A 25,095-nucleotide genomic window follows, 5' to 3' on the forward strand; every position below is an offset into this window, starting at 1 on the left:
CCCGCCCGACATGACCTCGTTCCCGCTGAAGCGCCGTACCCTCCTCGCCGCCGGCGCGCTGCTCGCCGCGCCCGCCCTGGCGCTGGCCCAGGCCGCCACGCCGATCAAGTTCCAGCTCGACTGGCGCTTCGAAGGCCCGGCGGCGCTGTTCCTGGCCTCGCAGGCCAAGGGCTACTACAAGGCCGCCGGCCTGGACGTGAGCATCGACGCCGGCAACGGCTCGGGCGGCACCGTCACGCGCGTGGCCTCCGGCACCTACGACATGGGCTTCGCCGACATGGCGGCGCTGATGGAGTTCCACGCCAACAACCCCGACGCGGCGAACAAGCCGGTCGCGGTGATGATGGTCTACAACAACACGCCGGCCGCGGTGCTGGCGCTGAAGAAGAGCGGCATCACCAAGCCCGCCGACCTCGCCGGCAAGAAGCTCGGCGCCCCGGTCTTCGACGCCGGCCGCCGCGGCTGGCCGATCTTCGCCAAGGCCAACGGCGTCGCCAACGTCACCTGGGTCAGCATGGACCCGCCGCTGCGCGAGACGATGCTCGCGCGCGGCGACGTCGACGCGATCACCGGCTTCTCGTTCACCTCGCTGCTCAACCTCGAGGCGCGCGGCGTCAAGACGCAGGACATCGTCGTGCTGCCCTACGCCCAGCACGGCGTGAAGCTCTACGGCAACGTCATCATCGCCAGCCCCAAGCTGCTGAAGGAGAACCCGGCGGCGGTGAAGGCCTTCCTGTCGGCCTTCGCCAAGGGCGCCAAGGAGGTGATCGCCAACCCCGACGCCTCGATCCAGTACGTCAAGGCGCGTGACGGCATCATCAACGTCGCGCTCGAGCAGCGCCGGCTGAAGATGGCGATCGACTCGGTCGTCGCCAGCCCCGACGCCCGTGCCGAAGGTTTCGGCCAGGCCGTGCCGGGCCGTCTGGCGCTGATGGCCTCGCAGGTGTCCGACGCCTTCGCGACGAAGACGCGGGTCGACGCCTCCGCCGTCTGGACCGACGCCTACCTGCCGGCCAAGGCCGAGCTCAACATCCTCCCGCCGGTCAAGAAGTGAGCGCCTTCGTCGACTTCCGCGAGGTCTGGCTCGCGTACAACGACGAGCTGCTGGCCCAGGGCCAGTTCGCCGTCGAGGACATCACGCTGCAGGTCGACGAAGGCGAGTTCATCGCCATCGTCGGGCCGTCGGGCTGCGGCAAGTCGACGTTCATGAAGCTGGCGACGGGCCTGAGGCGGCCCAGCCGCGGCACGGTCATCATCGGCGGGCGCGAGGTCGACGGCCCGCTGAAGATCACCGGCATGGCCTTCCAGGCGCCCAGCCTGCTGCCCTGGCGCACGACGCTGGCCAACGTGCTGCTGCCGCTGGAGATCGTCGAGCCCTACCGCAGCAGCTTCCGCACGAAGAAGGCCGAGTACGTCGAGAAGGCGCGCCGGTTGCTGGCCAGCGTCGGCCTCGCCGGCTACGAGGACAAGTACCCGTGGCAGCTCTCGGGCGGCATGCAGCAGCGCGCCAGCATCTGCCGCGCGCTGATCCACGAGCCGAAGATGCTGCTGCTCGACGAGCCCTTCGGCGCGCTCGACGCGTTCACGCGCGAGGAGCTGTGGTGCACGCTGCGCGACCTGCAGGCGGCGCAGAAGTTCAACGTCATCCTCGTCACGCACGACCTGCGCGAGAGCGTGTTCCTCGCCGACACCGTCTACGTGATGAGCAAGAGCCCGGGGCGTTTCGTCGTGCGGCGCGAGATCGACCTGCCGCGCCCGCGCGACCTGGAAGTGACCTACACGCCCGAGTTCACCGAGATCGTGCACGAGCTGCGCGGCCACATCGGTGCGATCCGCAAGAGCGGCGTCGCCGTCCCGCAGTGAAGCCCTGAGGTGCACATGAAACTGGGCAAGAACTTCGAACGCTGGGCTCCCTGGGGCCTGCTGGCGCTGCTGCTGCTGCTGTGGGAGCTGTTCGTCGCCGGCTTCGACATCCCCGAGTTCATCTTCCCGAGCCCGATCCAGATCGGCCGCGAGTTCGTCGAGTTCGGCGGCCCGCTGCTCGAAGCCGCCTGGAAGACCTTCTGGGTGACGATGCTCGGCTTCGCGCTGGCCATCGTCGTCGGCGTGATGCTCGGCTTCCTGGTCGGCAGCTCGCGCGCCGCCTACGCCGCGCTGTATCCGCTGCTGGTCGGCTTCAACGCCGTGCCCAAGGCGGCCATCGTGCCGATCCTCGTCGTCTGGTTCGGCATCGGCCTGGGGCCGGGCATCCTGACGGCCTTCCTGATCTCGTTCTTCCCGATCACGGTGAACATCGCCACCGGCCTGGCGACGCTGGAGCCGGAGCTGGAGGACGTGCTGCGGGTGCTGGGCGCCAGACGCTGGGACGTGCTCGTCAAGGTCGGCCTGCCGCGCTCGCTGCCGTACTTCTACGGCTCGCTGAAGATCGCGATCACGCTGGCCTTCGTCGGCACCGTGCTCGCCGAGATGACCGCCGGCGACTCCGGCATCGGCTACCTGATGCAGACCGCCGGCAGCCAGCAGCGCATGCCGCTGGCCTTCGCCGGGCTGGTGACGATCGGCGCGATGGCGATGGTCATGTACGAGCTGTTCTCGTGGATCGAGAAGCGCACGACGAGCTGGGCCCACCGCGGCTCGCAGAACCACTGAGCCCGGCGTGAGGGCGCCGTCGCTAGCATCGCCGGCATGACGACGCCTGCGCCCGACCGCCTGCTCGCCTGGCTGCGCCGGGCCAACGAGGTCGCCGCGCGGGCACTGGCCGAAGGCCGGCACCCGTTCGGCGCCGTGCTCGTCGGCCCCGACGGCGACACCGTGCTGCTGGAGCAGGGCAACGTCAGCGCCGTCGAACACGCCGAGGCGGTGCTGGCGCGCGAGGCCGCGCGGCGCTGGGCGCCGGAGTTCCTGGCCGGCTGCACGCTGGTGACCACGGTCGAGCCCTGCGCGATGTGCGCCGGCACCCAGTACTGGGCCGGCATCGGCCGGCTGGTCTACGGCATGGAAGAGCGCGAGCTGCTCGCGCTGACCGGCGCCCACCCCGAGAACCCGACGCTGGACCTGCCCTGCCGCGAGGTCTTCGCCCGCGGCCAGCGCGCCATCGAGGTCATCGGCCCGGTGCCGGCCGCAGTTCCGGAGATCGCGGCGCTGCACCGGGACTTCTGGCAGCGCGGCTGAGCGCGGCACCGGGCGCCAGCAGCTCGGCGCGCACCGCGCCGTCCAGCGCCTCGACGACCAGCGCGCCGCGGCTGCCGGCCGGCAGCACGTGCTCGGCGCCGGCGGCCAGCACCTCGTCGTCGGCGCAGCCGCGGGCCGTCAGCCAGATCCGCCCCTGCAGCACACGCAGCCGGCGGCCGGCGGGGCCCGGCGGCAGCGTCAGCGCCTGGCCGGGAGCGAGGAGGAGGGCGGTGGTGTCCATGGCGCTGATGCTCGGGGCGCGGCCGGGTGGCCGCCAGCCACAGCGCGGCGCAGGCTTCACCGGCACAGATCGGCGCCGGCGTGCGGCTGTGCTGGCCTGTTCGGGCCGCGGCTGTACCGGTCCGCGGCCCCGCGCCGCGCCCACAATGGACGCATGCCCGCCACCGCAGCCGACGCCGCCCGCCCGCTGTACCGCCGCCTCGCCGACCACCTGGCCGGCGCCATCCGCGGCGGCACGCTGCCGGCCGGCGCGCGCCTGCCGTCGGTGCGCCAGGCGGCGCGCGAGCAGCTGGTGTCGGTGGCCACCGTGCTGCAGGCCTACCGTGCGCTGGAAGACGAACAGCTCGTGCAGGCGCGGCCCAAGTCGGGCTACTTCGTCGCCGCCGCGCCGCGTGGCATGCGCCTGGCCGAGCCCGGCACCTCGTCGCCGCCCGAAGCGCCGCTGGCGGTGGACATCGCCTCGCTGTACGAGCTGATGATCCAGATGCTGGGTGCGCCCGGCGTCGTCTCGCTGGGTGCCGCCTGCCCGGCGTCGGCGCTGTACCCGGGCGCACGCATCCGCCGCGCCGTCAGCCAGGCGGCGCTGCGCCACCGTGCGCTGCTGACGCACTATCCCGGCAGCTTCGGCGAGGAGACGCTGCGCCGCGCGATCGCGCGCCGTGCACTCGCGATGGGGCTGACGCTGGACGCGCGCGACATCGTCGCCACCGGCGGCTGCAACGAGGCCATCGCGCTGGGCCTGCGCGCCGTCACCCGGCCCGGCGACACCGTGGCGCTGGAGTCGCCCACCTCGTTCGGCTTTCTGCAGATCCTCGAGGCCCAGGGCCTGCGCGCGCTGGAGATCCCGACGCACCCGCGCCACGGCCTGTCGGTGGACGCGCTGGCGCTGGCCTTGCAGACGCAGCCGGTGCGGGCGCTGCTGGCCGTGCCGACGCTGCAGAACCCGCTGGGCGCCTGCATGCCGGTGGGCGAGCGCCGGCGCCTGGCGCAACTGCTGGCGCGGCACCAGGTGCCGATGATCGAGGACGTGATCTACAACGACCTCGCCGAACGCGACGAACACCGCCGTGCGGTGAAGTCCTTCGACACCGATGGCCTGGTGATGGTCTGCGGCTCCTTCGCCAAGACCGTGGCGCCGGGGCTGCGTGTCGGCTGGATCGAGGCCGGGCGCTACGGCGCCGAGGTGCGGCGCATCAAGCCGGCCTTCGGCGGCGGCAACACCGGCATCGTCGAGATGGCGATGGCCGATCTGCTGAACCAGCCCGGCTACGAACCGGGGCTGCGCCGGCTGCGGCGGGCGCTGGGCCCGCGCATGGCCGAGGCGCGCGAGCTCGTCGCCGCGCACTTCCCGCGTGGCAGCCGCGTCACCGATCCGGCCGGCGGCATCATGCTGTGGGTCGAGATGCCGGCTGCCGTGGACTCGATCGAGCTCTTCCGCCGTGCGCTCGCCGCCGGCATCTGCATCGCGCCGGGCACGATGTTCAGCGCCAGCGACCGCTATCGCCACTGCCTGCGGCTGAGCCTGGGCGGCGACTGGGACGACAGCTACCGCGGCGCCATCACGCGTGTCGGTGCGCTGGCCTGCGCGCTGGCGGCCGAGGGCGCGCGCCCGGCCGCGCCGCGCGCCGCCAACGACGAGCCGCGCGCGGCCTGAGCGCCGCGCTCTCCTACACTCGGCCGTCCCCACTCACTCTCGGGCGCCGCGTGCGTGCCCGCCTCGCATGGGCTGGCACGGCCACCTCCGCATCGACTACCGCCGCGACGGCGAGCGCTGCATCGCGCTGGACCGTCACCACGGCCCGCTGCGTGTGCTGCAGCGGCTGTACCCCGAAGGCCCCGGCATCTGCCACCACGTGCTGGTGCATCCGCCCGGCGGCATCGTCGGTGGCGACGTGCTGGAGCTCGACGCGACGCTGGCCGAAGGCACGCACGCCGTGCTGACGACCCCCGGCGCGACACGCTTCTACCGCAGCGCCGGCGAGACCGCGCGCCAGCGCGTGAGCTTCGACGTCGCCGCCGGCGCGCGCCTGGAATGGCTGCCGATGGAGACCATCGCCCACCGCGCCTGCCTGGCCGACAACGCCCTGAGCCTGCGCCTGGCGCCGGGCGCCGAGGCCATCGCCTGGGATCTGCTGGCGCTGGGCCTGCCCGCGGCTGGCGAAGCCTTCGACGCCGGGCGCTACGCCCAGCGTTGCGAGCTGCCAGGTGTCTGGCTGGATGCCGGCATCGTGGCCGGCGACGACCGCGTGCTGCTCGACGGCCCCTGCGGCTTCGCCGGCCACCGTGTGCTGGGCACGCTGTTCTGCGCTGCCGGTGGCGTCGGTTTCGACGCCGCGCGGCGCACGGCGCTGGTCGAGGCCGCGCGCGAGGTCATCGACGCCGATGCGCTGGCCGCCACCGCCGGCGTCACGTCGCCGCACGCGCCGGTGGTCGTGGCGCGTGTGCTGGCCGACCGTGTCGAGCCGGCGATGGCGCTGGCCGTCAAGCTGCGCGCCGCCTGGCGGCAGGTGCTCTGGGGCCTGGCGCCCAACCCGCCGCGCATCTGGCGGACCTGAGGCGTCTCAAGTCAGCGCCGGAACGCCGTCCTCGGTCTCGCCGACCGCGGCTTCGCGCGTGCGTGTCGCGCGGCGCTTGAGCCACAGGTACAGCCCGCTGCCGAGCACGACGATGGTCGCGACGTCGAGCAGCGCCCAGAGGATCTTCATCGGCATGCCGGCGTAGTCGCCGAAGTGCAGCGGCTGCGAGATCAGCAGCGCCGTCAGGTACCAGGGCAGCGCGGGTGACGCCGTGACGGTGGCCGTGCGCGCGTCGACCAGCACCGGCTTCAGCAGCTTGGACGTCAGCGGCGTGTCGCCACGCAGGAAGACGGTGACGTGGTGCGGGCTGGAGTAGGCCGTGCCCGGGAAGGCGAGGAAGGACACCTGCTGGCCCGGCGTGTGCGCCAGCGCCGCATTCAGCGCCTTCTGCACCGGGGCGCGTTCGGCCTCGGGCACCAGCGGCTGGCCGGCGTAGGGCGCCAGCAGCGCGCTCAGCTGCGAGTACTGCCAGTACTTCACCAGCGGGTCGGCCCAGGTGTTGATGACGCCGGTGAAGCCGACGACCGTGGCCCAGACCAGCGTCACGATGCCCAGCAGGTTGTGCAGGTCCAGCCACTTCAGCCGCGGCGAGCGCTCGCGGCGCACGGTGCCGAAGTCCAGCCGGCGCATGAACGGCGCGTACAGCACCACGCCCGAGACGATGGCCACGACCATCAGCAGCCCCATGAAACCCAGGAACAGCATGCCCGGCAGGCCGGCGAACAGGTCGATGTGCAGGCGCTGCATCCAGTACATGAAGCCCTCGCCGGTCTTCGCGTCGCGCAGCACCTCGGCCGTGCGCGCGTCGACGGCGATCGACTTGTAGTCGTCGGTGGGCGCCGGCGTCGGCGTCAGCGTGAAGTGCCAGATGGCCGGCTCTTCCTCGTCGGGGGCGGCGTACTGCACGACACGCTGCGGGTACCGCGCGCGCGCCGAGGCCATCAGCTCGTCCAGCGGCCGCGCGGCCTGCGGTGCGGCCAGCACCGGCAGCTCGACCTCGTCGCCCGCCAGGTGCTCGATCTCGTGGTGGAAGATCAGCGGCAGCCCGGTCAGGCACAGCAGCAGCATGAACAGCGTGCTGACCAGGCTGGTCCAGGTGTGCACCGCGCTCCAGGCGCGCAGCGATCGGGCCTTCATCGTGCCCCCCGCGCCAGCGAGAACCAGCCGCCCACGGCCACCGGCACCGCGAGCGCGAACCAGGCCCAGGCGTCGCCCCAGCCGTCGGAGACGAGCGCGCTCAGCAGGCCCGAGGTGGTGAGCAGGCCCAGGGCCAGCGGCCAGGCCCAGAGGCGGCGGAGTTCAGGCGACATGCGGTCTTTCGTGTGGCCGATACGACAGGACGGTTTGCGGATGTTAATGGAAACGAGAAACGTTATCATCCGCAGGAAGGACGCCGCCCGACCGACAGGCTCGGCGCCGGCCCGATCACCACCCCCAAGACCCGCATGACCCGCAAACTGATCCTGAGCGCCTGCGCGCTCGCCGTGTGCACGCTGGCCGCCCAGGCGCAGGCACAAGCCCAGGCCGATGCCCCGGCCGCGACCTCCACCACCGCCGCGGCCGACGACGGCGCCGAGAAGATCCTCGTCACCGCCAAGCGCGCCAAACGTGTGTCCAAGGGCGCCACCGGCCTGCCGATGGAGATCAAGGACACGCCGCAGACCATCAGCACCGTCGACCGCCAGGACATCGAGGACTTCGGCGTCACCGGCAGCAACGAAGCGCTGCGCCTGGGCACCGGCATCAACGTCGAGCAGTACGAGACCAACCGCGCCGCCTACAACTCGCGCGGCTTCGAGATCCAGCTGACGCAGATCGACGGCGTCGGCATGAGCAACGACTGGGGCACCGTCGTCGGCCAGCAGGACAGCTACCTGTTCGAGCGCATCGAGCTGATCCGCGGCGCCAACGGCCTGCTGACCGGCGTCGGCAACGCCTCGGGCACCATCAACTACGTGCGCAAGCGCCCCACCAACGAGGACGGCGGCGAGGCCAACGTCACCTGGGGCCCGTACGGCAGCCACCGCCTGGCGCTGGACTACAACAAGGTGCTCACCGAGGACGGCTCGTGGGCCGGCCGCCTGGTCGTCGCGCGCGAGGACGAGGACTCCTTCCTGCGCGGCCTGCAGGACCTGCGCAGCAGCGTCTACGGCGTCGTCGACGGCCAGGTCGGCGAGCACGGCATGCTGACCTTCGGCTTCAGCCACCAGCGTTCGGACCAGGACTCGCCGATGTGGGGCTCGCTGACGCTGAACTACGCCGGCGGCGGCCAGGCCGAGTTCGACCGCTCGTCGTCGACCTCGCAGGAGTGGACCTACTGGGACAAGCGCACCAACAACGCCTTCGTCGAGTACCGCCACGAGCTGTCGCCCGACTGGGAGCTGAAGGCCACCTACAACTACCGCCGCAGCACCGAGCAGGCCAAGCTGCTGTACGCCTTCGTGCGGGGCGCCGGCCTGAACGCCGACAACACTGGCCTCGTCGGCTGGCCGTACTTTGCCGACGTCGAGACGACGAACCACCTGTTCGACCTGAACCTCAGCGGCGAGTTCGACGCCTTCGGCCGCCGCCACAGCCTGATCGCCGGCGTGAGCCGCTCGCGCCAGGAGACGGAGACCCTCACCCAGGGCTTCGACCCCGCCTACCTGTACCTGCCGTTCCCGGCCTTCCCGTACGGCGACGGCGTCTATCCGGAGCCCGAGTGGCTGGGGGTGCAGGACAAGCGTGACGGCGAGCAGACGCTGACGCGCCTGTACGCCGCGTCGCGGCTGGCGCTGACCGAGCGGCTGAAGGCCATCGTCGGCGTCAACGCGATCAAGCTGCAGCGCTCGGGCGCCAACCGCTACGGCAACACCGGTGCCGTCGGCGTGAGCTACCCGGACACCACCGAGACCAGCCCCTACGCCGGCCTGACCTACGACCTGACGCCCGACGTGCTGGGCTACGTGTCGTACTCCACCATCTTCCAGAACCAGGACCAGGCCGATTACTACGGCAACTACCTGGACCCGATGAAGGGCGTCAACACCGAGGCCGGCGTCAAGGCCGAGTGGCTGGACCGCAAGCTGCTGACCACCTTCGCCGTCTTCACCGCCGAGCAGAAGGGCCTGGCGACGGCGATGCCGACCAACAGCCCGGTGACGAACAAGGGCTGGTACGTGCCCAGGGACGTCAAGTCGCGCGGCTTCGAGGCCGAGGCCACCGGCCGCGTGGGCACCGACACCCGCCTGACGCTGGGCTTCACCCGGCTCAAGCTGACCGGCCCGGACGGCCACGACACCAGCCTGTGGGTGCCGCGCAGCACCGTGAACTTCCGCTTCGACACGCGCGTGGCGCCGCAGCTGCGCCTGGGCCTGGGCGGGCGCTGGCAGTCCGACGTCAGCAACGGCGCCGCGACCGTGCACCAGGGCTCGTACCTGCTGGCCAACGCCTTCGCCGCCTACGAGCTGACGCAGCGCACCACCGTGCGCCTGAACGTCGACAACGTCACCGACAAGAAGTACATCGGCGGCCTGTCCTACGGCGCGATCTACGGCGCGCCGCGGGAGGTGTCGGTGACGGTGAACTACAAGCTGTGAGTGCGTTCCCGCGGTCCGCCACCTAGCGGCGGACAAAACAAAAATCAAGTTTCGGGGGCGTGGCGAAATGAGGGAAAACAAGTCCGGTTGCCCGCATAACACGACGTCCCCTGGTCGCGCCTATGTTTGTCCGTTCCCTTTCTACTGTAGATCCCTGGTAGCCCTTGGAATCTCTCGTTCAAGTGTCAAAGCCACAGGTGATGTTGCTCCTCACTGTTGCGTTTCGTCACACCGTGTAGCTCAGCGACTGAAAATCGCTGGAAGCAATGCCTCAAGCAACGGTGATGGCGAGACAGGCCCTCCGCCAGGTGCCCACGCGTCCTGGAACTCTGCCACCTCAATGCCAATGACCGAGTGCTCGCCAATGACAATCATGGCTTCTCTCAGATCATTCAGCGAGAGGCCGCCATCGTGAATGTAATCTGTTGGCACGATGCCTGGATCAAGGACGTCGCAGTCTAAGTGAACATAAACCGAGCGTCCATCGATGGCTTCTCGAAGTACTTCGGTGATCGAAGCGTTAGGTGGAATATGCTTGATATTATGATCTCGCATGACCTCCAACTCGAAGGGATCCATGTCGCGTTGGCCGATCAGCACAACGTTCCCGAAGGACAGGCCGTTGCCAAAGCCGGACTCCCACAGTCCGAGGGAGGCCGATAGCGCCAGACCTCCAAGGTAGCCACTCGTCGTGGACAGCGGGGTGTTGAGGTCCGCGTGCGCATCAAACCAAACCACACAAGCATCTGGATGATGACGCACCACGGCAGGGAGCGTTGCGATCGACGCCGCGCAACGGCTGGTTGCCGAGAGCGGCCGCCATCCCCGGGCGTAGATGTCGTTGATGCGGGCCTGTAACTGGGCGAGTTCTGATCGTGCCGATTCAAGCTCGACGTCCCAGTTCATGTTCAAGGCAGGCTTTGGTGTTCCGATAACCGCCAGTTCGCCTTTAAGAAGGGTTTGCATTGCTATGGCAAGAGAACGTGCACCAGCCATGGCGAGATCGTTGTGGTCGCCTGCGCGACCTTGGAAAAGGGTGAGTTCGAATCTCATGAAATATTGCGTTCCTTTGGGTGGGGTTGGTATTTTGTTGTGCTAAAGGCGATAAAATTTCAATGCTGTTTTGGTGTCAAGGGGTGTTTGCTGGCGGAGGCGGAGCTATGGTGCTGACGAATCTTGGTTGTGATTGGTTTGGGTGTGGTGCAAATAATATTTGTGTTTAAGTAGGCGTTTGCTGCTGTTGATCTCTTGGTCTGGGTTTTGCGGTTTAAATTTGATCGCGCTGCGCGATTTGTGGGAAGCGCTATTTGGGTCGCCCTTCGGTAGAAGGGTGGAAGCTTTCTGCCAATATGTCGTTCGCGCTGCGCGCTTTTGTGGTGCCTCTATGCCGCTTTGGCAGCTGCCGCCACCACCAGTGGCCTGACGCTTGTGAACTTCGCTCCTGGCCGACAGCGGTCAGCCAGCAGCCTCCTTCCGCGAGGGCTGCGCCCGCTGCGTTGCAGATATAGGCTGTAGGCGCCGAACGGCGTCTATGGGCGCCGTTCCACTGCCGTCGCAAGCGCCCCCACCCATCGGCAGCGACTTTTCAGCGGCGAGCAGCGCAGTCGGCTTTCAGGGCCGACCGTCGAAGCCGAAGCCGCCGGTGGGTGGGGGCGGGGCGCTACGCGCCGACGTCGGTGCACCACTCTGACAACGTCAGATCGAGCAGCCGCCTCACCCCCGCCTCGTCGCCAGATACACCCCTGCTGCCGAAACCGCGACCCCCACCCACTGCCACCCCGTCAGCGTCTCCCCGAGCACCGCATAGCCCATGACGGCCGTCACCGCCGGGATCAGATAGAACAGGCTCGCCACCCGGCTGGCCTCGCCGCGGCGCAGCAGCAGGAACATCACGCTGACGGCGCCGATCGAGTTCACCAGGCTGAGCCACAGCGACGCGCCGACCAGCGCCGGCGTCCACTGCAGCGCCAGCCCTTCGTGCCAGGCGCCCAGCGCGCCGACGACCAGCGTCGACGCACCGAGCTGGATCGCGCCGCCGCTGCGCAAGTCCATGCCGGCGCAGAACTTCTTCTGGTACAGCGTGCCGGCGGTGATGCCCAGCAGCGCCAGGCCCACGGCCAGATGGCCGGCCACGCCGCCGCCACCGCCGCCCAGCTTGTGCGCAACGACCAGCGCCACGCCGGCCAGCCCCAGCGTCAGGCCGATGACCTGCCGCAGGCCGATGCGCTCGCCAAGGAAGACGACCGCGCCGAGCGCGGTGCAGACCGGCATCAGCCCGACGATTACCGCCGACACCCCGGCCGACACGCCTAGCGCTAGCCCGGCGTACAGGCCGGAGAACTGCAGCGCCTGGATCAGCAGGCCGACGACGACGACGTGCAGCCACTGCCGCGCCGTGCGCGGCCAGGGCGCGCGCGTCACCAGCGCCACGGCCAGCAGCACGGCGGCGGCGACGCCGAAACGCAGGAACAGCAGCGTGAACGGGCCGGCGTACGGCAGGCCCAGCTTGCCGGCCACGTAGCCAGTGCTCCACATCAGGATGAAGACCGCCGGCCAGAGCAGCGGCGTCGTCGGGGCGGTGGCGCCAGGCGCGGCGGCGAGCGGGGCGGCGGTGGTGGTCATGGCGGCTCCTTCGATAGGGAGAGAGGCCACCATTGTTGAAACACTGCCAATGCGGCGGTAGCGGTCTAATCGGCAAATAATCGTTGACTGCAGGACAACATGGCCCACTCCCCCGTCCAGCAAGCCAAGCTGATGATCACCTTCGCGCACATCGCGGCGCAGGGCAGCATCTCGGGCGCGGCCGCCAGCCTCGGGCTGGACAAGGGCGCCGTCAGCCGCCAGCTGCGCGCGCTGGAGGACTTGCTGGACACGCGGCTGATGCACCGCAGCACCCGGCGCCTGGTGCTCACCGAAGCCGGCGCGCAGGTCTACGAACGTGCGCAGCGGCTGCTGCAGGAGCTGGAACAGACCCAGGCCGATGCGGTGTCGCTGCGCAGCCAGCCACGCGGCGTGCTGACCGTCAGCGCCTCGGTGGCTTTCGGCACGCGCCACCTCGTCCCGCTGGTGCCGGCGTTCCTGCAGCGATACCCCGATGTGGAACTGCAGCTCTGCCTGCTGGACCGCCACGTCGACCCGATGGAAGAGGGCGTCGACGTGCTGCTGCGGCTGTGCGACACGCCGCCCGACCCGCTCGTGGCGCAGCGCCTGTGCGCCATCGACTACGCCGTCGTCGCCAGCCCCGGGCTGGCGCACGGCGCGGGCGTCACCACGCCGGCCGATCTGCGCGACCGGCCTTGCCTGTTCTACGGCTTCAAGAGCCGCAGCGCGCGGTGGCGCTTCACGCAGGGCGCGGCAACGCAGGAAGTGCCGGTGACGACACGCGTCTCGGTCAACAGCAGCGAGGCGGTGCGCGACCTGGCCGTGCGCGGCCTGGGCTTCGCGCTGCTGCCGCGCTTCGCCGTCGACGACGATCTGGCCGCGGGCCGCCTGATCCGCGTGCTCGCTGACCACCAGGCCCACGGCAACCTGGGCAGCAGCCTGTACGCGCTGCATCTGCCCGGCGCGCACAAGTCGCCCAAGGTCCGCTGCTTCGTCGACTTCGTGCGCGAGCGCTGGTCCGGCGACACGCCGAACTGGCGAACCGCAGCCGATTGACGGCGACCCACAAGCCTCGCCGAGCGCCCCGCCCCCCACCCGCCGAAGCCGGAGCTGCCGGCGGGTGGGGGGCGGGGCGCTACGCGCCGATGCCGACGTCCCATCATCGTCCCCAGGTCCAGCCCCGATGACGTTCATCAGCCGGCGCATGCGTTCGCTGCCGCCGGGGCACGGCGCGGTCTTGATCGTGTGGCCTCCCAGCTTTGCGGCCATGGCCGCCATCAGGACAAGCCCCCGAAGACCTTGACGCTGCAACGCCTGTGCAACACGCTGGCCGCATGAAGAGCGCCATCCTTCCCCCGGTGCACGTGGATCCCCAGCTGCGCGCGGATCTCGAATCGGTGCTTAGCGAAGGTGAGACCTTGGCCGGGTTCACCGAGGCCAGCGTGCGCAGCGCGGTGCAGCACCGCCTCGCCCAGAAAGAGCTTTCGGCCCGCGCGGATGCGGCATGGGTCGATTACCGAAGCACCGGCGTCAGCTACCCGGTCGACGAGGTCCACGCCGAGCTTCAGGCCAAGCTGGAGGCCCGGCGTGCGCAGTTGCGAGGCAAGTGCCGCCCCGCTTCGACCTGAGCTTTCGGGCCGCAATCAAGCACAGCGCGAAGGACGAGCCCGGGCGTCTTGACGACCATCTGCTCGGGCGCACCGCTTCCTGGTCAGCCCGCCAGGATCGTCGTGATGCCCCGGGCAACCTGCCCGGGCTGCCACCCTGCTAGCGGCGCGACACGCCAGGCGCGCCGCCCGGCGGCCAGGCTCAAGGCTTCAACGCCACCTTCAACACCCCATCCCGCTGATGCGAGAACAGCTCGTACGCCGCGACGATGTCGTCGAGCGGGTAGTGGTGCGTCACCATCGGCGACAGGTCCAGCCGCTCGGCCTCGATGACGTTCATCAGCCGGCGCATGCGTTCCTTGCCGCCGGGGCACAGCGCGGTCTTGATCGTGTGGTCGCCCAGCCCGGCGGCAAACGCCGCCAGCGGGATGCGCAGGTCTTCGGAGTACACGCCCAGGCTGGACAGCGTGCCGCCGGGCTTCAGCACCCGCAGTGCGCCCTCGAAGGTCTGCTGCGTGCCCAGCGCCTCGATCGCGGCGTCGGCACCGCGGCCGCCGGTCAGCTTCATCACCTCGGCCACGACGTCGCAGCGCTTGAAGTTCAGCGTCACGTCGGCGCCCATCTGGCGGGCCACTTCCAGCCGGTGGTCGTTGCCGTCGACGCCGATCACCGTGGTGGCGCCCATCAGCCGCGCGCCGGCCGTCGCGCACAGGCCGATCGGGCCCTGGGCGAAGACGACCACCGTGTCGCCCAGGCGGATGCCGGCGTTCTCGGCGCCGGCAAAGCCGGTGGACATGATGTCCGGACACATCAGCACCTGCTCGTCGCTCAGGCCGTCGGGCACCGGCGCCAGGTTGGCCTGGGCGTCGGGCACCAGCACGTACTCGGCCTGCGTGCCGTCGATCAGGTTGCCGAAGCGCCAGCCGGCCGTCGCCTTGTAGCCGTGGCAGCCGCAGCGGCCCGACGGGATCAGGTAGCTGCCGTCCTGGCTGGGCTTGCCGTCCATCGCGGCATAGCTGTTGAAGTTGGGGCAGATCGCGCCGGCGATCACACGCTGGCCTTCCTGGTAGCCGACGACCGCCGAGCCCAGCTTCTCGATCACGCCCACCGGCTCGTGGCCCACCGTCAGGCCCGGCGCCACCGGGTATTCGCCCTTCAGGATGTGGACGTCGGTGCCGCAGATCGTCGTCGTCGTGATGCGGACGAGCGCGTCGTTGGGGCCGACCTCAGGGATCGGCTTCTCGCGCAGTTCGATGCGGCCCTTCTCGACGAAGACGGCGGCTTTCATCGTGCGTGCCATGCGGTTCTCCTTCAGCGTGGGGGTGTGTCTGTCGGAATGCGCCGCGGGTGCGCCGGCGCCGGCCGGGCGCGGTGCGCCGCACCCGTGCGGCGCATGATCGCGCGCGCCCCGGGGGGCCGTCAAGCCGGCAAGCGTGGGCGGGGTGGGGCCGTCAGCCGTCGGCCAGCGCGTGGATGCGGGCCACCACGGCGCCGTTCAGCAGCGCGCCGCGGCGCTCCAGCGCGGCCAGCAGCGCCAGCGCGGCGGCCGGCGTCTGCGTGTAGCCGGGCGCCAGCGCCGGCAGCTCGGCAGCCAGCGTGGCCTGGCGGGCTTCGAGCCGGCGCTCCCGGTTGAACGGGTCACCCGGCGCCGGGGCGGCGCGCAGCGTGTCCAGCTCGATCAGGCGGTCCAGCGCGTGGCCCTGCACCAGGCGCATCGCGCTGAGTTTTTCGCCGCGCTGCCAGCGCTGCAGGCCGACGAGCAGGTTGGACAGCGCCTCGCCGACGATCCAGGTCTCGTCGGGCAGCGTGGCGGCCGGCAGCGGGCGGCGGGGCTCGACGATCGCCGGGTCGACGCCGTCACGCGCCCAGACCAGGCGGCCGGGCGCGAACGGGATGGCGGCCAGCTCCTGCGGCTCGAAGACCGCGAACTCGCAGAACACGCCGTCGGCCATCAGCGCCTTGTGGCCGTCTGCGGTGTTGCGGAAGTGCCAGGCCAGCGGGTGCGCGGCGTCCAGCCAGTCCAGGTGGTCGAGGTAACGCGCCTTGGCGCAGGGCTCGACGATGGCGAAGAAGTCCAGGTCGGACCAGGCGTCCAGCCGCGCCGTCTCGCGGCCCACCGAGCCCAGTCCGATCAGGGCCAGCGCCTGGCCGCTGGCGGCAAGCGAGCGGGCGATGGTGTCGAGGCGGGTGAGCAGGGCTTCTGAAGGGCTCATGGATCGGCGCACGAGTCAGATATCCGGACCTTCGTTCAGCGCGGACTCGAAGTCCTGACCGCCGTGAAATATCCCGAGCACGACCACTTCCTTTCGATCCTCCGCGATGCGATAGGCGATCGTGGTGCGTCCCTTGTGGTGTGTCGTCCGCAACTCCGCCCGAATCTCGGGTCGTGGTGTTCCGCGATGTGGAAACGACGACAGCATGACGCAGGTGTCGACGACGGCGGCGGTGTAGCGCGAGGCCACGACCGGTGAAGCCTCTCGGGCGAGGTAGCGTTGCAGCTCCCCCAACTGCCGTCGCGCTTCGTGCGAGAAGACGACGGTGTAGCGGATCATGGTTCGTTCGAGGCGGCGTGCAGCGCGGCCAGATGGGCCCTGACTTCTTCGACGCTGACCGCACGCGTCGGATCTGCCTCGAGCGCGTCGTAGGCCGCGGCCACGTCCTCGCGCAGCCACTTCTCCACCGCCGAGTCGCGCGCCAGCAGCACGCGCAGGCCGTCGCGGATGACTTCGCTCTCGGTCGCGTACTGGCCCGAGGCGACCTTGGCGCGCACCGCGTCGGCCATCTCGTGCGGCAGCGTGATGCTGAACTGCTGGGTCGAACGCATGGCGGTCTCCGGTGGCGTGGGACTGAATCCTACGCCGCCCGCCGGCCCGGCGCTCAGATCGACATGCGCTGGCGCACGCCGTCGGCCTGCATGTCGGCGCCGCGGCCGCGGGCGACGATCTCGCCGCGTTCCATCACCAGGTACTGGTCGGCCAGTTCCTCGGCGAAGTCGTAGTACTGCTCGACGAGCACGATGGCCATCGTCTTGCGGTCGGCCAGCATGCGGATGACGCGGCCGATGTCCTTGATGATGCTGGGCTGGATGCCCTCGGTGGGCTCGTCGAGCATCAGCAGCTTGGGGCCGGCTGCCAGCGCACGGGCGATCGCCAGTTGCTGCTGCTGCCCGCCCGACAGGTCGCCGCCGCGGCGCGCGAGCATCTGCTTCAAGACCGGGAACAGCTCGAAGAGCTCGGCCGGGATCTCGGTGCCGGCGGGTTTCGTCGCCAGGCCCATGCGCAGGTTCTCCTCGACCGTCAGGCGGCCGAAGATCTCGCGCCCCTGCGGCACGTAGCCGACGCCGCGGCGCACACGCTCGTAGCTCGTGGCCTTCGTCAGGTCGGCGCCGTCCAGCGTCACCGTGCCGGTCTTCACCGGCACCACGCCCATCAGGCTCTTGAGCAGCGTCGTCTTGCCGACGCCGTTGCGGCCCAGCACGACCGTCACCTCGCCGACCTTGGCCTCGAAGCCGACGTTGCGCAGGATGTGGCTGCCGCCGTAGTACTGGTTCAGTCCGTCGACTTGGAGCATCTTGGAGTCAGGTGTGTGAAGACGGGGGCAGGACGGGGTCAGGTCTTGCGAGACCTGACCCCAGCCAGCGTTGCGAGACCGAAAGACGGAAAGACGGGGTCAGGTCTTGTGAGACCTGACCCCAGCAGCCCCAGCCAGCGTCGAAGACCGAAGACGGGGTCAGGTCTTGCGAGACCTGACCCCTGCCTGCCAGCCAGCGCAGCGCTCTCAGCGGCCGAGGTAGACATCGACCACTTCCGGGTTGTTCTGGACCTCGGCCAGCCGGCCCTCGGCCAGCACCCGGCCCTCGTGCAGCACGGTGACGGTCTTGCGGCCTTCGGTCAGCTGCTCGACGAACTTCATGTCGTGCTCGACGACGACCAGGCTGTGCTGGCCTTCCAGGCTCAGGAAGAGTTCGGCGGTGCGTTCGGTCTCCTCGTCGGTCATGCCGGCCACCGGCTCGTCCAGCAGCAGCAGCTTCGGGTCCTGCATCAGCAGCATGCCGATCTCCAGCCACTGCTTCTGGCCGTGGCTCAGCAGGCCGGCGGTGCGCTGCAGCTCGTGCTGCAGGTGGATCAGCGCCAGCACCTCGGCGATGCGGTCGCGCTGCTCGCCGTTCAGGCGCCAGAACAGCGCCGAGCGCACGCCGCGGTCGGCCTTCAGCGCCAGCTCCAGGTTCTCGAAGACCGAGAGCTCCTCGTAGACCGTCGGCTTCTGGAACTTGCGGCCGACGCCGGCCTGGGCGATCTCGGCCTCGGACAGGCGCAGCAGGTCGATGTTGCTGCCGAAGCTGACGCGGCCGCTGTCGGGGCGCGTCTTGCCGGTGATGCAGTCCATCATCGTCGTCTTGCCGGCGCCGTTGGGGCCGATGATGCAGCGCAGCTCGCCGACGTCGATCGTCAGGCTCAGGGCCTTGAGCGCCTTGAAGCCGTCGAAGCTGACGCTGACGTCCTCGACGTAGAGCGCGACGCCGTGCGCGAAGTCGGCCTCGGCGCCGGCGACGCGGCCGTAGGCGGCGCTGCGCCCGCCCGAGCCGCCGCGTTCGGCCTCGCGTGCTTGCAGCCGCGCCAGGCGCTCGGCGCCGGCGGCCATCAGGTCCGGGGTCATCGGCGGGTCTCCTTCTTGCGGCGTTTGAGCAGGCCCACCAGCCCGTCGGGCAGGAACAGCGTCACCGCGATGAACAGCGCGCCCAGGAAGAACAGCCAGAACTCGGGGAAGGCGACGGTGAACCAGCTCTTGGCGCCGTTGACGAAGAAGGCGCCGACGATCGGGCCGACGAGCGTCGCGCGGCCGCCGACGGCCGTCCAGATCGCGATTTCGATCGACGCCGCCGGGCTCATCTCGCCGGGGTTGATGATGCCGACCTGCGGCACGTACAAGGCGCCGGCCACGCCGCACATCACCGCCGACAGCGTCCAGATGCTCAGCTTGTAGGCCAGCGGGTTGTAGCCGGTGAACATCACCCGGCTCTCGGCGTCGCGGATGGCCTGCAGCACACGCCCGTACTTGCTGGTGACGATGGCACGCGCCATCACGAAGAAGCCGATCAGCACCAGGCCGCTGATGACGCACAGCGCGACCCGCATGCCCGAGGTGGCGATCGGCAGCTCGAGGATGCGCTTGAAGTCGGTGAAGCCGTTGTTGCCGCCGAAGCCGGTCTCGTTGCGGAAGAACAGCAGCATCGCGGCGAAGGTCAGCGCCTGCGTGATGATCGAGAAGTACACGCCCTTGATGCGCGAGCGGAAGGCGAAGAAGCCGAACACCAGCGCCAGCAGCCCCGGCACCAGCACCACCATCGCCATCTGGAAGACGAAGGAGTCGCTGAAGGCCCAGTGCCAGGGCAGCTCCTTCCAGTCGAGAAAGACCATGAAGTCGGGCAGCGTGCTGCGGTACTGGCCGTCGCGGCCGATCTGGCGCATCAGGTACATGCCCATCGCGTAGCCGCCCAGCGCGAAGAACAGCCCGTGGCCCAGCGACAGGATGCCGGTGTAGCCCCAGATCAGGTCCATCGCCAGCGCGCAGATCGCGTAGCAGAGGATCTTGCCGAGCAGGCTGACGGCGTAGTCGCTGAGGTGCAGCGCGCTGGTCTCGGGCACGGCGAGGTTCAGCAGCGGCACGACGGTGGTGATGGTGATGGTGGCGGCGAGAACACCGGCCCTCACCCCGACCCTCTCCCGCAAGCGGGAGAGGGAGGAAGACGATGCCGGCGGAGCGGGCTTGGCTCCCTCTCCCGCTGGCGGGAGAGGGCGGGGGTGAGGGCGGGTTCCTGCATCGGTTCCATCTCCTCAAGCCTCCGCACTGCGGCCCTTCAGGGCGAAGATGCCCTGCGGCCGTTTCTGGATGAACACGACGATGAAGACGAGCACGGTGATCTTGGCCAGCACGGCGCCCTGCCAGCCTTCGAGCAGCTTGTTCAGCACACCCAGGCCGAGGCCGGCGTAGACCGTGCCGGCGAGCTGGCCGACGCCGCCGAGCACGACGACCATGAAGGAGTCGACGATGTAGCCCTGGCCCAGGTCGGGGCCGACGTTGCCGACCTGGCTGAGCGCGCAGCCGGCGAGCCCGGCGATGCCGGCGCCCAGCGAGAAGGCGTAGGTGTCGATGCGCGCGGTGTCGACGCCGACGCAGGCGGCCATGCGCCGGTTCTGCGTCACGCCGCGCACGAAGAGGCCCAGCCGCGTCTTGCCGATCAGCAGCGCGACGCCGGCCAGCACCAGACCGGCGAAGACGATGATCGCCAGGCGGTTGTAGGGCAGCACCAGGTTGGGCAGAAGCTGCACGCCGCCCGACAGCCAGGCCGGGTTCTCGACGCCGACGTTCTGCGCGCCGAAGATCGAGCGCACGGTCTGCATCAGGATCAGGCTGATGCCCCAGGTGGCCAGCAGCGTCTCCAGCGGCCGGCCGTAGAGGAAGCGGATGACGCTTCGTTCGAGCACCGCGCCGACCAGCGCGCTGGCGAGGAAGGCGACCGGGATCGCCGCGACGACGTACCAGTCGAAGGCGCCCGGCAGCCAGGTGCGGAACAGGCCCTGCACGACGTAGGTGGCGTAGGCGCCGATCATGATCAGCTCGCCGTGCGCCATGTTGATGACGCCCATCAGGCCGTAGGTGATGGCCAGGCCGAGTGCGGCCAGCAGCAGGATCGAGCCCAGGCTGATGCCGGTGAAGACGACGCCCAGGCGCTCGCCCCAGGCCAGGCGCGATTCGACGCGGTCCAGCGAGGCGATCAGCGCGCCCTTGACGCCGGGGTCGGTCTCGGCCTGCAGGCGTTCCAGCAGCAGCGAGCGTGTCGCCGGCTCGGGGCTGTCGGCCAGCAGTCTCGCCGCGGCCAGGCGTTTGGCCGGGTCGTCGGCGGTGATCAGTGCGCTGGCTTTCAGCATCGCCAGCCGCGACTTCAGCGCCGCGTCGTGCTCGGCGGCCTCGGCTTTTTCCAGCAGCGGCAGGCGGCTCTCGTCGACGCCGTCCTTCAGCGCCTCGATGGCCGCGGCGCGTTCGGCGCGGTCGGCGGAGAACAGGCGCAGGCCGGCCAGCGCGGCTTCGAGCTCGCGGCGCATGCGGTTGTTGTTGACCACGTCCTCGGCGTCGTCGGGCAGGGCGACGACCTGGGCCGTGCCGGCCAGGCGCGTGTCGCTGCCGTCGAAGACGTAGGCCTTGCCGCCGGCCACCTTGACGGCGTCGTCGAGCAAGGCCTGCACGAAGGGCGCGAGCGCCGGGTCGCCGGCGGCGACGGCCTCGGCGAGCGCCGCGATGCGCTCGTCGCTGTCGCCCGCGGCGATGCGCGCCGCCTGCTCGGGCGTCAGCGCCTGGGCGGCCAGCGGCGCGAGCAGCGCCAGGCAGAGAAGGAGTCGGTGGAGCATCGTCGGGGAACCCGGGTCAGGGTGCGGGCGGGGCGTGGCTCCCTCTCCCGCCAGCGGGAGAGGGGGAGGGAGCCCGTGCGGCGGGTTCCGTCAGGGCTTCGCTGCGACGACGGGCTCGTCCTTCTTGCCTTTGTTCTCGGGGATATACGGGCTCCAGGGCTGGGCCTTCACCGGCCCCGGCGTCTTCCACACCACGTTGAACTGCCCGTCGGCCTTGACTTCGCCGATGAACACGCTCTTGTGCAGGTGGTGGTTCTTCTCGTCCATCTTGGACACGATGCCGCTGGGCGCCTTGAAGGTCTGGCCGGCCATCGCCGCGATCACCTTGTCGGTGTCGGTGCTCTTGGCCTTCTCCACCGCCTGCACCCACATGTTGAAGCCGATGTAGCTGGCCTCCATCGGGTCGTTGGTCAGCGGCTTGTCCTTGTGGCCGGGGATGTTCTTGGCCTTGGCGTAGGCCGACCACTTCTTGATGAACTCGGCGTTGGTCGGGTTCTTGATCGACATGAAGTAGTTCCACGCCGCCAGGTGGCCGACCAGCGGCTTGGTGTCGACGCCGCGCAGCTCCTCTTCACCGACCGAGAACGCCACCACCGGCACGTCGGTCGCCTTCAGACCCTGGTTGCCCAGTTCCTTGTAGAACGGCACGTTGGAGTCGCCGTTGATCGTCGAGACCACCGCGGTCTTCTTGCCCTCGGCGGCGAACTTCTTGATCTTGGCGATGATCGACTGGTAGTCGGAATGGCCGAACGGCGTGTACTCCTCGAGGATGTCGGCGTCGGCGATGCCCTTGCTCTTGAGGAAGGCGCGCAGGATCTTGTTCGTCGTGCGCGGGTAGACGTAGTCGGTGCCCAGCAGCACGAAGCGGCGGGCAGAGCCGCCGTCCTTGCTCATCAGGTACTCGACGGCCGGGATGGCCTGCTGGTTGGGCGCGGCGCCGGTGTAGAAGACGTTCTTGCTCAGCTCCTCGCCTTCGTACTGCACCGGGTAGAAGAGCAGGCCGTTGAGTTCCTCGACGACCGGCAGCACGCTCTTGCGCGAGACGCTGGTCCAGCAGCCGAAGATCACCGAGACCTTGTCCTTGCTGATCAGCTGGCGCGTCTTCTCGGCGAACAGCGGCCAGTTCGACGCCGGGTCGACGACTACCGGCTCGAGCTTCTTGCCGAGCACGCCACCCCGGGCGTTGACCTCGTCGATGGCCATCAGGATCGTGTCCTTCAGCACCGTCTCGGAGATCGCCATCGTGCCCGACAGCGAGTGCAGCACGCCGACCTTGATCGTGTCGGCCGCGTGGGCGGTGGAGATGCCGAGCGCGGCGAGCGACGCGGCGGCGAACGATTGCAGCGCGAAGCTGCGGCGCGAGACGGATGCCATGTGAACCCCTCCAGGTGGCCGGTCGGCCGGTTGAACTGGAGGGCAGTGTCCGAACGCCGGCCGACCCGGCCAATACGACAGATGTCGTATCCGGCCGGGGTCAGGTCTTGCCATTCGCCGCCAGCACGCGCCCAACCCGCAAAAGGCGAGACCTGACCCCACGGCGTAAAGTCGCGGCCCGATGCAAGAACGAGAAAGCGCCATGCCCCACACCGCCCTGCTGCGCAAGATGCCCAAGGCCGAGCTGCACGTGCACATCGAAGGCACGCTGGAGCCCGAACTGATCTTCCGCCTGGCCGAGCGCAACGGTGTCGCGCTGCCCTACGCCAGCGTCGAGGCGCTGCGGGCGGCCTATGCCTTCACCGACCTGCAGAGCTTCCTGGACATCTATTACGCCGGCGCCAGCGTGCTGCTGAAGGAGGCCGACTTCTTCGAGATGGCCTGGGCCTACTTCGAGCGCGCCGCGGCCGACGGCGTGGTGCACGCCGAACTGTTCTTCGACCCGCAGACGCACACCGCACGCGGCGTGCCGATCGAGACGGTCATCACCGGCCTGCACCACGCCTGCCAGCGCGCGCACGCCGAACTCGGCATCAGCGCCTCGCTGATCCTGTGTTTCCTGCGCCACCTGAGCGAGGAAGACGCCTTCGCGACGCTGGAGCAGGCGCTGCCGTATCGGCATCTGTTCATCGGCATCGGCCTGGACAGCAGCGAGCGCGGCCACCCGCCGGAGAAGTTCGCGCGGGTGTTCGCGCGCTGCCGCGAACTCGGCCTGCACCTCGTCGCCCACGCCGGCGAGGAAGGCCCGGCCGAATACGTCGAGACGGCGCTGGACCTGCTGAAGGTCGAGCGTGTGGACCACGGTGTGCGTTGCCTGGACAAGCCGGCGCTCGTCGCGCGGCTGGCTGCCGAGCGCGTGCCGCTGACGGTCTGCCCGCTGTCCAACGTGAAGCTCTGCGTCTACCCCGACATGGCGGCGCACCGCCTGCCCGAGCTGCTGGCCGCGGGGGTCTGCGCCACCGTCAACAGCGACGACCCGGCCTACTTCGGCGGCTACCTGCTGGACAACTACCGCGCCGTCTTCGACGCCCATCCGGCGCTGGGCCGCGACGCCGCCTATGCGCTGGCCGCCAACAGCCTGGAGGCCAGCTTCGTGCCGGCCGAGCAGAAGGCGCGCTGGAAGCGCGAGCTCGACGCGGTCTTCGCCGCCGCCTGATCAGGCCGCGGCGCGGCGGCGTTCGTCGCGGCGCAGCAGCACGACGACCAGCGTCAGGAAGCCGCCGACCAGTGCCAGCCCCAGCGCACCGACGGCCCAGGCCGACCAGACGATCAGCGGCGCCGCTGCGCCGAGCAGCCCCAGCGTGCTCTGCGTCAGCTCCAGCAGCGCGTGCATCAGCGCCTGCCAGCCGGGGAACCAGCGGTCGATCAGCTCGGCGTAGGGCACGCGGTCGATCAGTTCGCCGAGGTCGCCGATCCAGCCGGCATCGGCCTGCAGCAGCGTGTGCAGCCCCCAGGCGCCCAGCGACCACAAGGCCAGCCCCAGCGCGGTGACGATCCAGATGAAGGCGATCATGGCGCGACGATAACCGCGCCGCCGAAGCCTCGTGCGCCGCGTGCCTCAGCCCGCCAGCGCCGCGGCCAGCCGCGCCGCCTGCGGCCCGAAGGCGTAGGCGTCCATGCCCAGGTCGCCGTAGGTCAGGCTGGCGTGCACGCGGCGCGCCACCGGCGCCTCGCCGGCGGCACCGGCGGCGACGAAGTACGGCAGCAGGTGCTCGTCGCTCGGGTGCATCAGCGTCGCGTGCGGCGCCTGGCTGCGCCAGGCCAGCAGCGCGGGCCAGTCGGCCGCCTCGCCCTTGTCGGCGAACCAGTCGCGGAAAGCCGTGCTCTCCGGCGTCGCCGGGGCGTCGATGCGGCCGGCGCCCAGCGCGGCGAAGACCCGGCGCAGGTTGTGCGTGATGCTGCCGCTGGCCAGCACCAGCACACCCTCGGCGGCCAGCGGCGCCAGCGCACGGCCCAGCGCGAACAGCCGCGCTGGCGCCCAGCCCGGCGGCCAGGCCAGCGGCAGCACCGGCAGGTCGGCCGCCGGGTAGACGTGCAGCAGCGGCGTCCAGACGCCGTGGTCCAGGCCGCCGCCGTCGTGGCGCTGCACGGCGATGCCGGCGTCGGCCAGCAGCGCCTGGACGCGGGTGGCGAGTTCGGGCGCACCCGGCGCGTCGTAGCGCAGCCGGTACAGCGCGTCGGGGAAACCGCCGAAGTCGTGGATCGTCTCGTGCTGCTCGCCGGCCACCAGCACCGGCTCGCGTGTCAGGCTGTGCGCCGAGATCGCGAGGATCGCGCGCGGGCGGCCGAAGGCGGCGTCGATGGCCGGGCCGAGGCGGCGGAAGAAATCGCCGGCTTCGCCCGGTTCGAGCGCGGTCATCGGCGAGCCGTGGGACAGGAACAGCGGGGGCAGCGGGTTCATGGCCTCATTTCAGCAGCCCGCCGGGCTGTCCGGGTTCAGCCCGCTTGCACGGGCCGTTCAAGGGCTTTCGGGTACCGTCGC

26 protein-coding genes are annotated in these 25,095 nt (G+C 70.0%); 10 read left to right on the forward strand and 16 right to left on the reverse strand.

What is annotated here, in order from left to right; genetic code table 11:
* Window positions 1-10 precede the first annotated feature (10 nt).
* The 4 genes from RBXJA2T_RS04140 to RBXJA2T_RS04155 are packed head-to-tail and all read left to right on the forward strand — an operon-like array spanning window position 11 to window position 3,171.
* Window positions 11-1,054 (forward strand): ABC transporter substrate-binding protein, encoded by a 1,044-nt coding sequence (locus RBXJA2T_RS04140; RefSeq protein WP_009856064.1) that lies wholly within the window; start codon window positions 11-13, stop codon window positions 1,052-1,054.
* Window positions 1,051-1,863: an ABC transporter ATP-binding protein gene (locus RBXJA2T_RS04145; protein ID WP_009856065.1), complete on the forward strand. Its 813-nt coding sequence runs from the start codon at window positions 1,051-1,053 to the stop codon at window positions 1,861-1,863. The genes RBXJA2T_RS04140 and RBXJA2T_RS04145 overlap by 4 nt, the downstream gene beginning before the upstream one ends.
* A 15-nt stretch (window positions 1,864-1,878) precedes the next feature.
* On the forward strand, window positions 1,879-2,649 hold the full coding sequence (locus RBXJA2T_RS04150; RefSeq protein ID WP_009856066.1) for an ABC transporter permease: 771 nt from the start codon (window positions 1,879-1,881) through the stop codon (window positions 2,647-2,649).
* A 36-nt stretch (window positions 2,650-2,685) separates the two neighbouring features.
* On the forward strand, window positions 2,686-3,171 hold the full coding sequence (locus RBXJA2T_RS04155; RefSeq protein WP_009856067.1) for a nucleoside deaminase: 486 nt from the start codon (window positions 2,686-2,688) through the stop codon (window positions 3,169-3,171).
* Here RBXJA2T_RS04155 and RBXJA2T_RS04160 read toward each other — a convergent pair.
* Window positions 3,101-3,412, reverse strand: coding sequence for a DUF2917 domain-containing protein (locus RBXJA2T_RS04160; RefSeq protein WP_009856068.1), 312 nt, complete (start codon window positions 3,410-3,412; stop codon window positions 3,101-3,103). The genes RBXJA2T_RS04155 and RBXJA2T_RS04160 overlap by 71 nt on opposite strands.
* Window positions 3,413-3,565: 153 nt before the next feature.
* Here RBXJA2T_RS04160 and RBXJA2T_RS04165 point away from each other — a divergent pair, with 153 nt between their 5' ends.
* Entirely contained in the window at window positions 3,566-5,065 is a 1,500-nt protein-coding gene (locus RBXJA2T_RS04165) for an aminotransferase-like domain-containing protein (protein ID WP_009856069.1), read from the forward strand.
* A 67-nt stretch (window positions 5,066-5,132) separates the two neighbouring features.
* A complete protein-coding gene (locus RBXJA2T_RS04170) occupies window positions 5,133-5,966 on the forward strand; it encodes an urease accessory protein UreD (protein ID WP_009856070.1) in 834 nt (277 codons plus the stop codon).
* A 6-nt stretch (window positions 5,967-5,972) separates the two neighbouring features.
* Here RBXJA2T_RS04170 and RBXJA2T_RS04175 read toward each other — a convergent pair whose 3' ends face one another.
* The gene (locus tag RBXJA2T_RS04175) at window positions 5,973-7,124 is read right to left on the reverse strand and encodes a PepSY-associated TM helix domain-containing protein (RefSeq protein ID WP_009856071.1); all 1,152 of its coding nucleotides are present in this window, start codon (window positions 7,122-7,124) and stop codon (window positions 5,973-5,975) included.
* Window positions 7,121-7,297, reverse strand: coding sequence for a hypothetical protein (locus RBXJA2T_RS20510; protein WP_009856072.1), 177 nt, complete (start codon window positions 7,295-7,297; stop codon window positions 7,121-7,123). Before RBXJA2T_RS20510 ends, RBXJA2T_RS04175 begins: the two co-directional genes overlap by 4 nt.
* Before the next feature lie 135 nt (window positions 7,298-7,432).
* Here RBXJA2T_RS20510 and RBXJA2T_RS04180 point away from each other — a divergent pair, with 135 nt between their 5' ends.
* Window positions 7,433-9,565 carry a TonB-dependent siderophore receptor gene (locus RBXJA2T_RS04180; RefSeq protein ID WP_009856073.1) on the forward strand — a complete coding sequence of 711 codons (2,133 nt, stop codon included), beginning with the start codon at window positions 7,433-7,435 and terminating at the stop codon, window positions 9,563-9,565.
* A 240-nt stretch (window positions 9,566-9,805) separates the two neighbouring features.
* Here the strand turns inward: RBXJA2T_RS04180 and RBXJA2T_RS19720 are convergent, their stop codons facing one another.
* Window positions 9,806-10,618, reverse strand: a complete 813-nt coding sequence (locus RBXJA2T_RS19720) for an arginase family protein (RefSeq protein WP_081467588.1) — start codon at window positions 10,616-10,618, stop codon at window positions 9,806-9,808.
* Between the two features lie 660 nt (window positions 10,619-11,278).
* Window positions 11,279-12,187, reverse strand: a complete 909-nt coding sequence (locus RBXJA2T_RS04185; RefSeq protein WP_009856074.1) for a DMT family transporter — start codon at window positions 12,185-12,187, stop codon at window positions 11,279-11,281.
* A gap of 99 nt (window positions 12,188-12,286) precedes the next feature.
* On the opposite strand from RBXJA2T_RS04185, the gene RBXJA2T_RS04190 reads away from it, so the two are divergent.
* Both RBXJA2T_RS04190 and RBXJA2T_RS04195 read left to right on the forward strand, forming a co-directional pair.
* A complete protein-coding gene (locus RBXJA2T_RS04190; protein WP_009856075.1) occupies window positions 12,287-13,222 on the forward strand; it encodes a LysR family transcriptional regulator in 936 nt (311 codons plus the stop codon).
* 278 nt (window positions 13,223-13,500) lie between these two features.
* Window positions 13,501-13,794: a YlcI/YnfO family protein gene (locus tag RBXJA2T_RS04195; protein WP_009856076.1), complete on the forward strand. Its 294-nt coding sequence runs from the start codon at window positions 13,501-13,503 to the stop codon at window positions 13,792-13,794.
* A 181-nt stretch (window positions 13,795-13,975) separates the two neighbouring features.
* Here the strand turns inward: RBXJA2T_RS04195 and RBXJA2T_RS04200 are convergent, their stop codons facing one another.
* From RBXJA2T_RS04200 to urtA, 9 genes are all read right to left on the reverse strand, one after another.
* On the reverse strand, window positions 13,976-15,073 hold the full coding sequence (locus RBXJA2T_RS04200) for an NAD(P)-dependent alcohol dehydrogenase (RefSeq protein ID WP_009856077.1): 1,098 nt from the start codon (window positions 15,071-15,073) through the stop codon (window positions 13,976-13,978).
* A gap of 151 nt (window positions 15,074-15,224) precedes the next feature.
* The gene (locus RBXJA2T_RS04205; RefSeq protein ID WP_009856078.1) at window positions 15,225-15,986 is read right to left on the reverse strand and encodes a hypothetical protein; all 762 of its coding nucleotides are present in this window, start codon (window positions 15,984-15,986) and stop codon (window positions 15,225-15,227) included.
* Window positions 15,987-16,001: 15 nt separating this feature from the next.
* Window positions 16,002-16,325: a type II toxin-antitoxin system RelE/ParE family toxin gene (locus RBXJA2T_RS04210; RefSeq protein WP_009856079.1), complete on the reverse strand. Its 324-nt coding sequence runs from the start codon at window positions 16,323-16,325 to the stop codon at window positions 16,002-16,004.
* Complete coding sequence (locus RBXJA2T_RS04215; RefSeq protein ID WP_009856080.1) at window positions 16,322-16,597, reverse strand: ribbon-helix-helix domain-containing protein; 276 nt, start codon at window positions 16,595-16,597, stop codon at window positions 16,322-16,324. The genes RBXJA2T_RS04210 and RBXJA2T_RS04215 overlap by 4 nt, the downstream gene beginning before the upstream one ends.
* A gap of 53 nt (window positions 16,598-16,650) precedes the next feature.
* Window positions 16,651-17,343, reverse strand: a complete 693-nt coding sequence (gene urtE / locus RBXJA2T_RS04220; protein WP_009856081.1) for an urea ABC transporter ATP-binding subunit UrtE — start codon at window positions 17,341-17,343, stop codon at window positions 16,651-16,653.
* A gap of 207 nt (window positions 17,344-17,550) precedes the next feature.
* Window positions 17,551-18,429 (reverse strand): urea ABC transporter ATP-binding protein UrtD, encoded by an 879-nt coding sequence (urtD, locus tag RBXJA2T_RS04225; protein WP_009856082.1) that lies wholly within the window; start codon window positions 18,427-18,429, stop codon window positions 17,551-17,553.
* A complete protein-coding gene (urtC, locus tag RBXJA2T_RS04230; protein WP_009856083.1) occupies window positions 18,426-19,484 on the reverse strand; it encodes an urea ABC transporter permease subunit UrtC in 1,059 nt (352 codons plus the stop codon). The genes urtD and urtC overlap by 4 nt, the downstream gene beginning before the upstream one ends.
* Before the next feature lie 123 nt (window positions 19,485-19,607).
* On the reverse strand, window positions 19,608-21,179 hold the full coding sequence (gene urtB / locus RBXJA2T_RS04235) for an urea ABC transporter permease subunit UrtB (RefSeq protein WP_009856084.1): 1,572 nt from the start codon (window positions 21,177-21,179) through the stop codon (window positions 19,608-19,610).
* A 90-nt stretch (window positions 21,180-21,269) separates the two neighbouring features.
* Window positions 21,270-22,553: an urea ABC transporter substrate-binding protein gene (gene urtA, locus RBXJA2T_RS04240; protein WP_009856085.1), complete on the reverse strand. Its 1,284-nt coding sequence runs from the start codon at window positions 22,551-22,553 to the stop codon at window positions 21,270-21,272.
* A gap of 202 nt (window positions 22,554-22,755) precedes the next feature.
* Between urtA and RBXJA2T_RS04245 the strand changes: the two genes are divergently transcribed.
* The gene (locus RBXJA2T_RS04245; protein WP_009856086.1) at window positions 22,756-23,769 is read left to right on the forward strand and encodes an adenosine deaminase; all 1,014 of its coding nucleotides are present in this window, start codon (window positions 22,756-22,758) and stop codon (window positions 23,767-23,769) included.
* Here the strand turns inward: RBXJA2T_RS04245 and RBXJA2T_RS04250 are convergent, their stop codons facing one another.
* Window positions 23,770-24,126, reverse strand: a complete 357-nt coding sequence (locus RBXJA2T_RS04250) for a hypothetical protein (RefSeq protein WP_009856087.1) — start codon at window positions 24,124-24,126, stop codon at window positions 23,770-23,772.
* Window positions 24,127-24,171: 45 nt separating this feature from the next.
* Window positions 24,172-25,014 (reverse strand): dioxygenase family protein, encoded by an 843-nt coding sequence (locus RBXJA2T_RS04255; RefSeq protein WP_009856088.1) that lies wholly within the window; start codon window positions 25,012-25,014, stop codon window positions 24,172-24,174.
* Window positions 25,015-25,095 lie beyond the last annotated feature (81 nt).

It is taken from the genome of Rubrivivax benzoatilyticus JA2 = ATCC BAA-35, from assembly GCF_000190375.1.
GTDB classification, from domain to species: domain Bacteria; phylum Pseudomonadota; class Gammaproteobacteria; order Burkholderiales; family Burkholderiaceae_C; genus Rubrivivax; species Rubrivivax benzoatilyticus.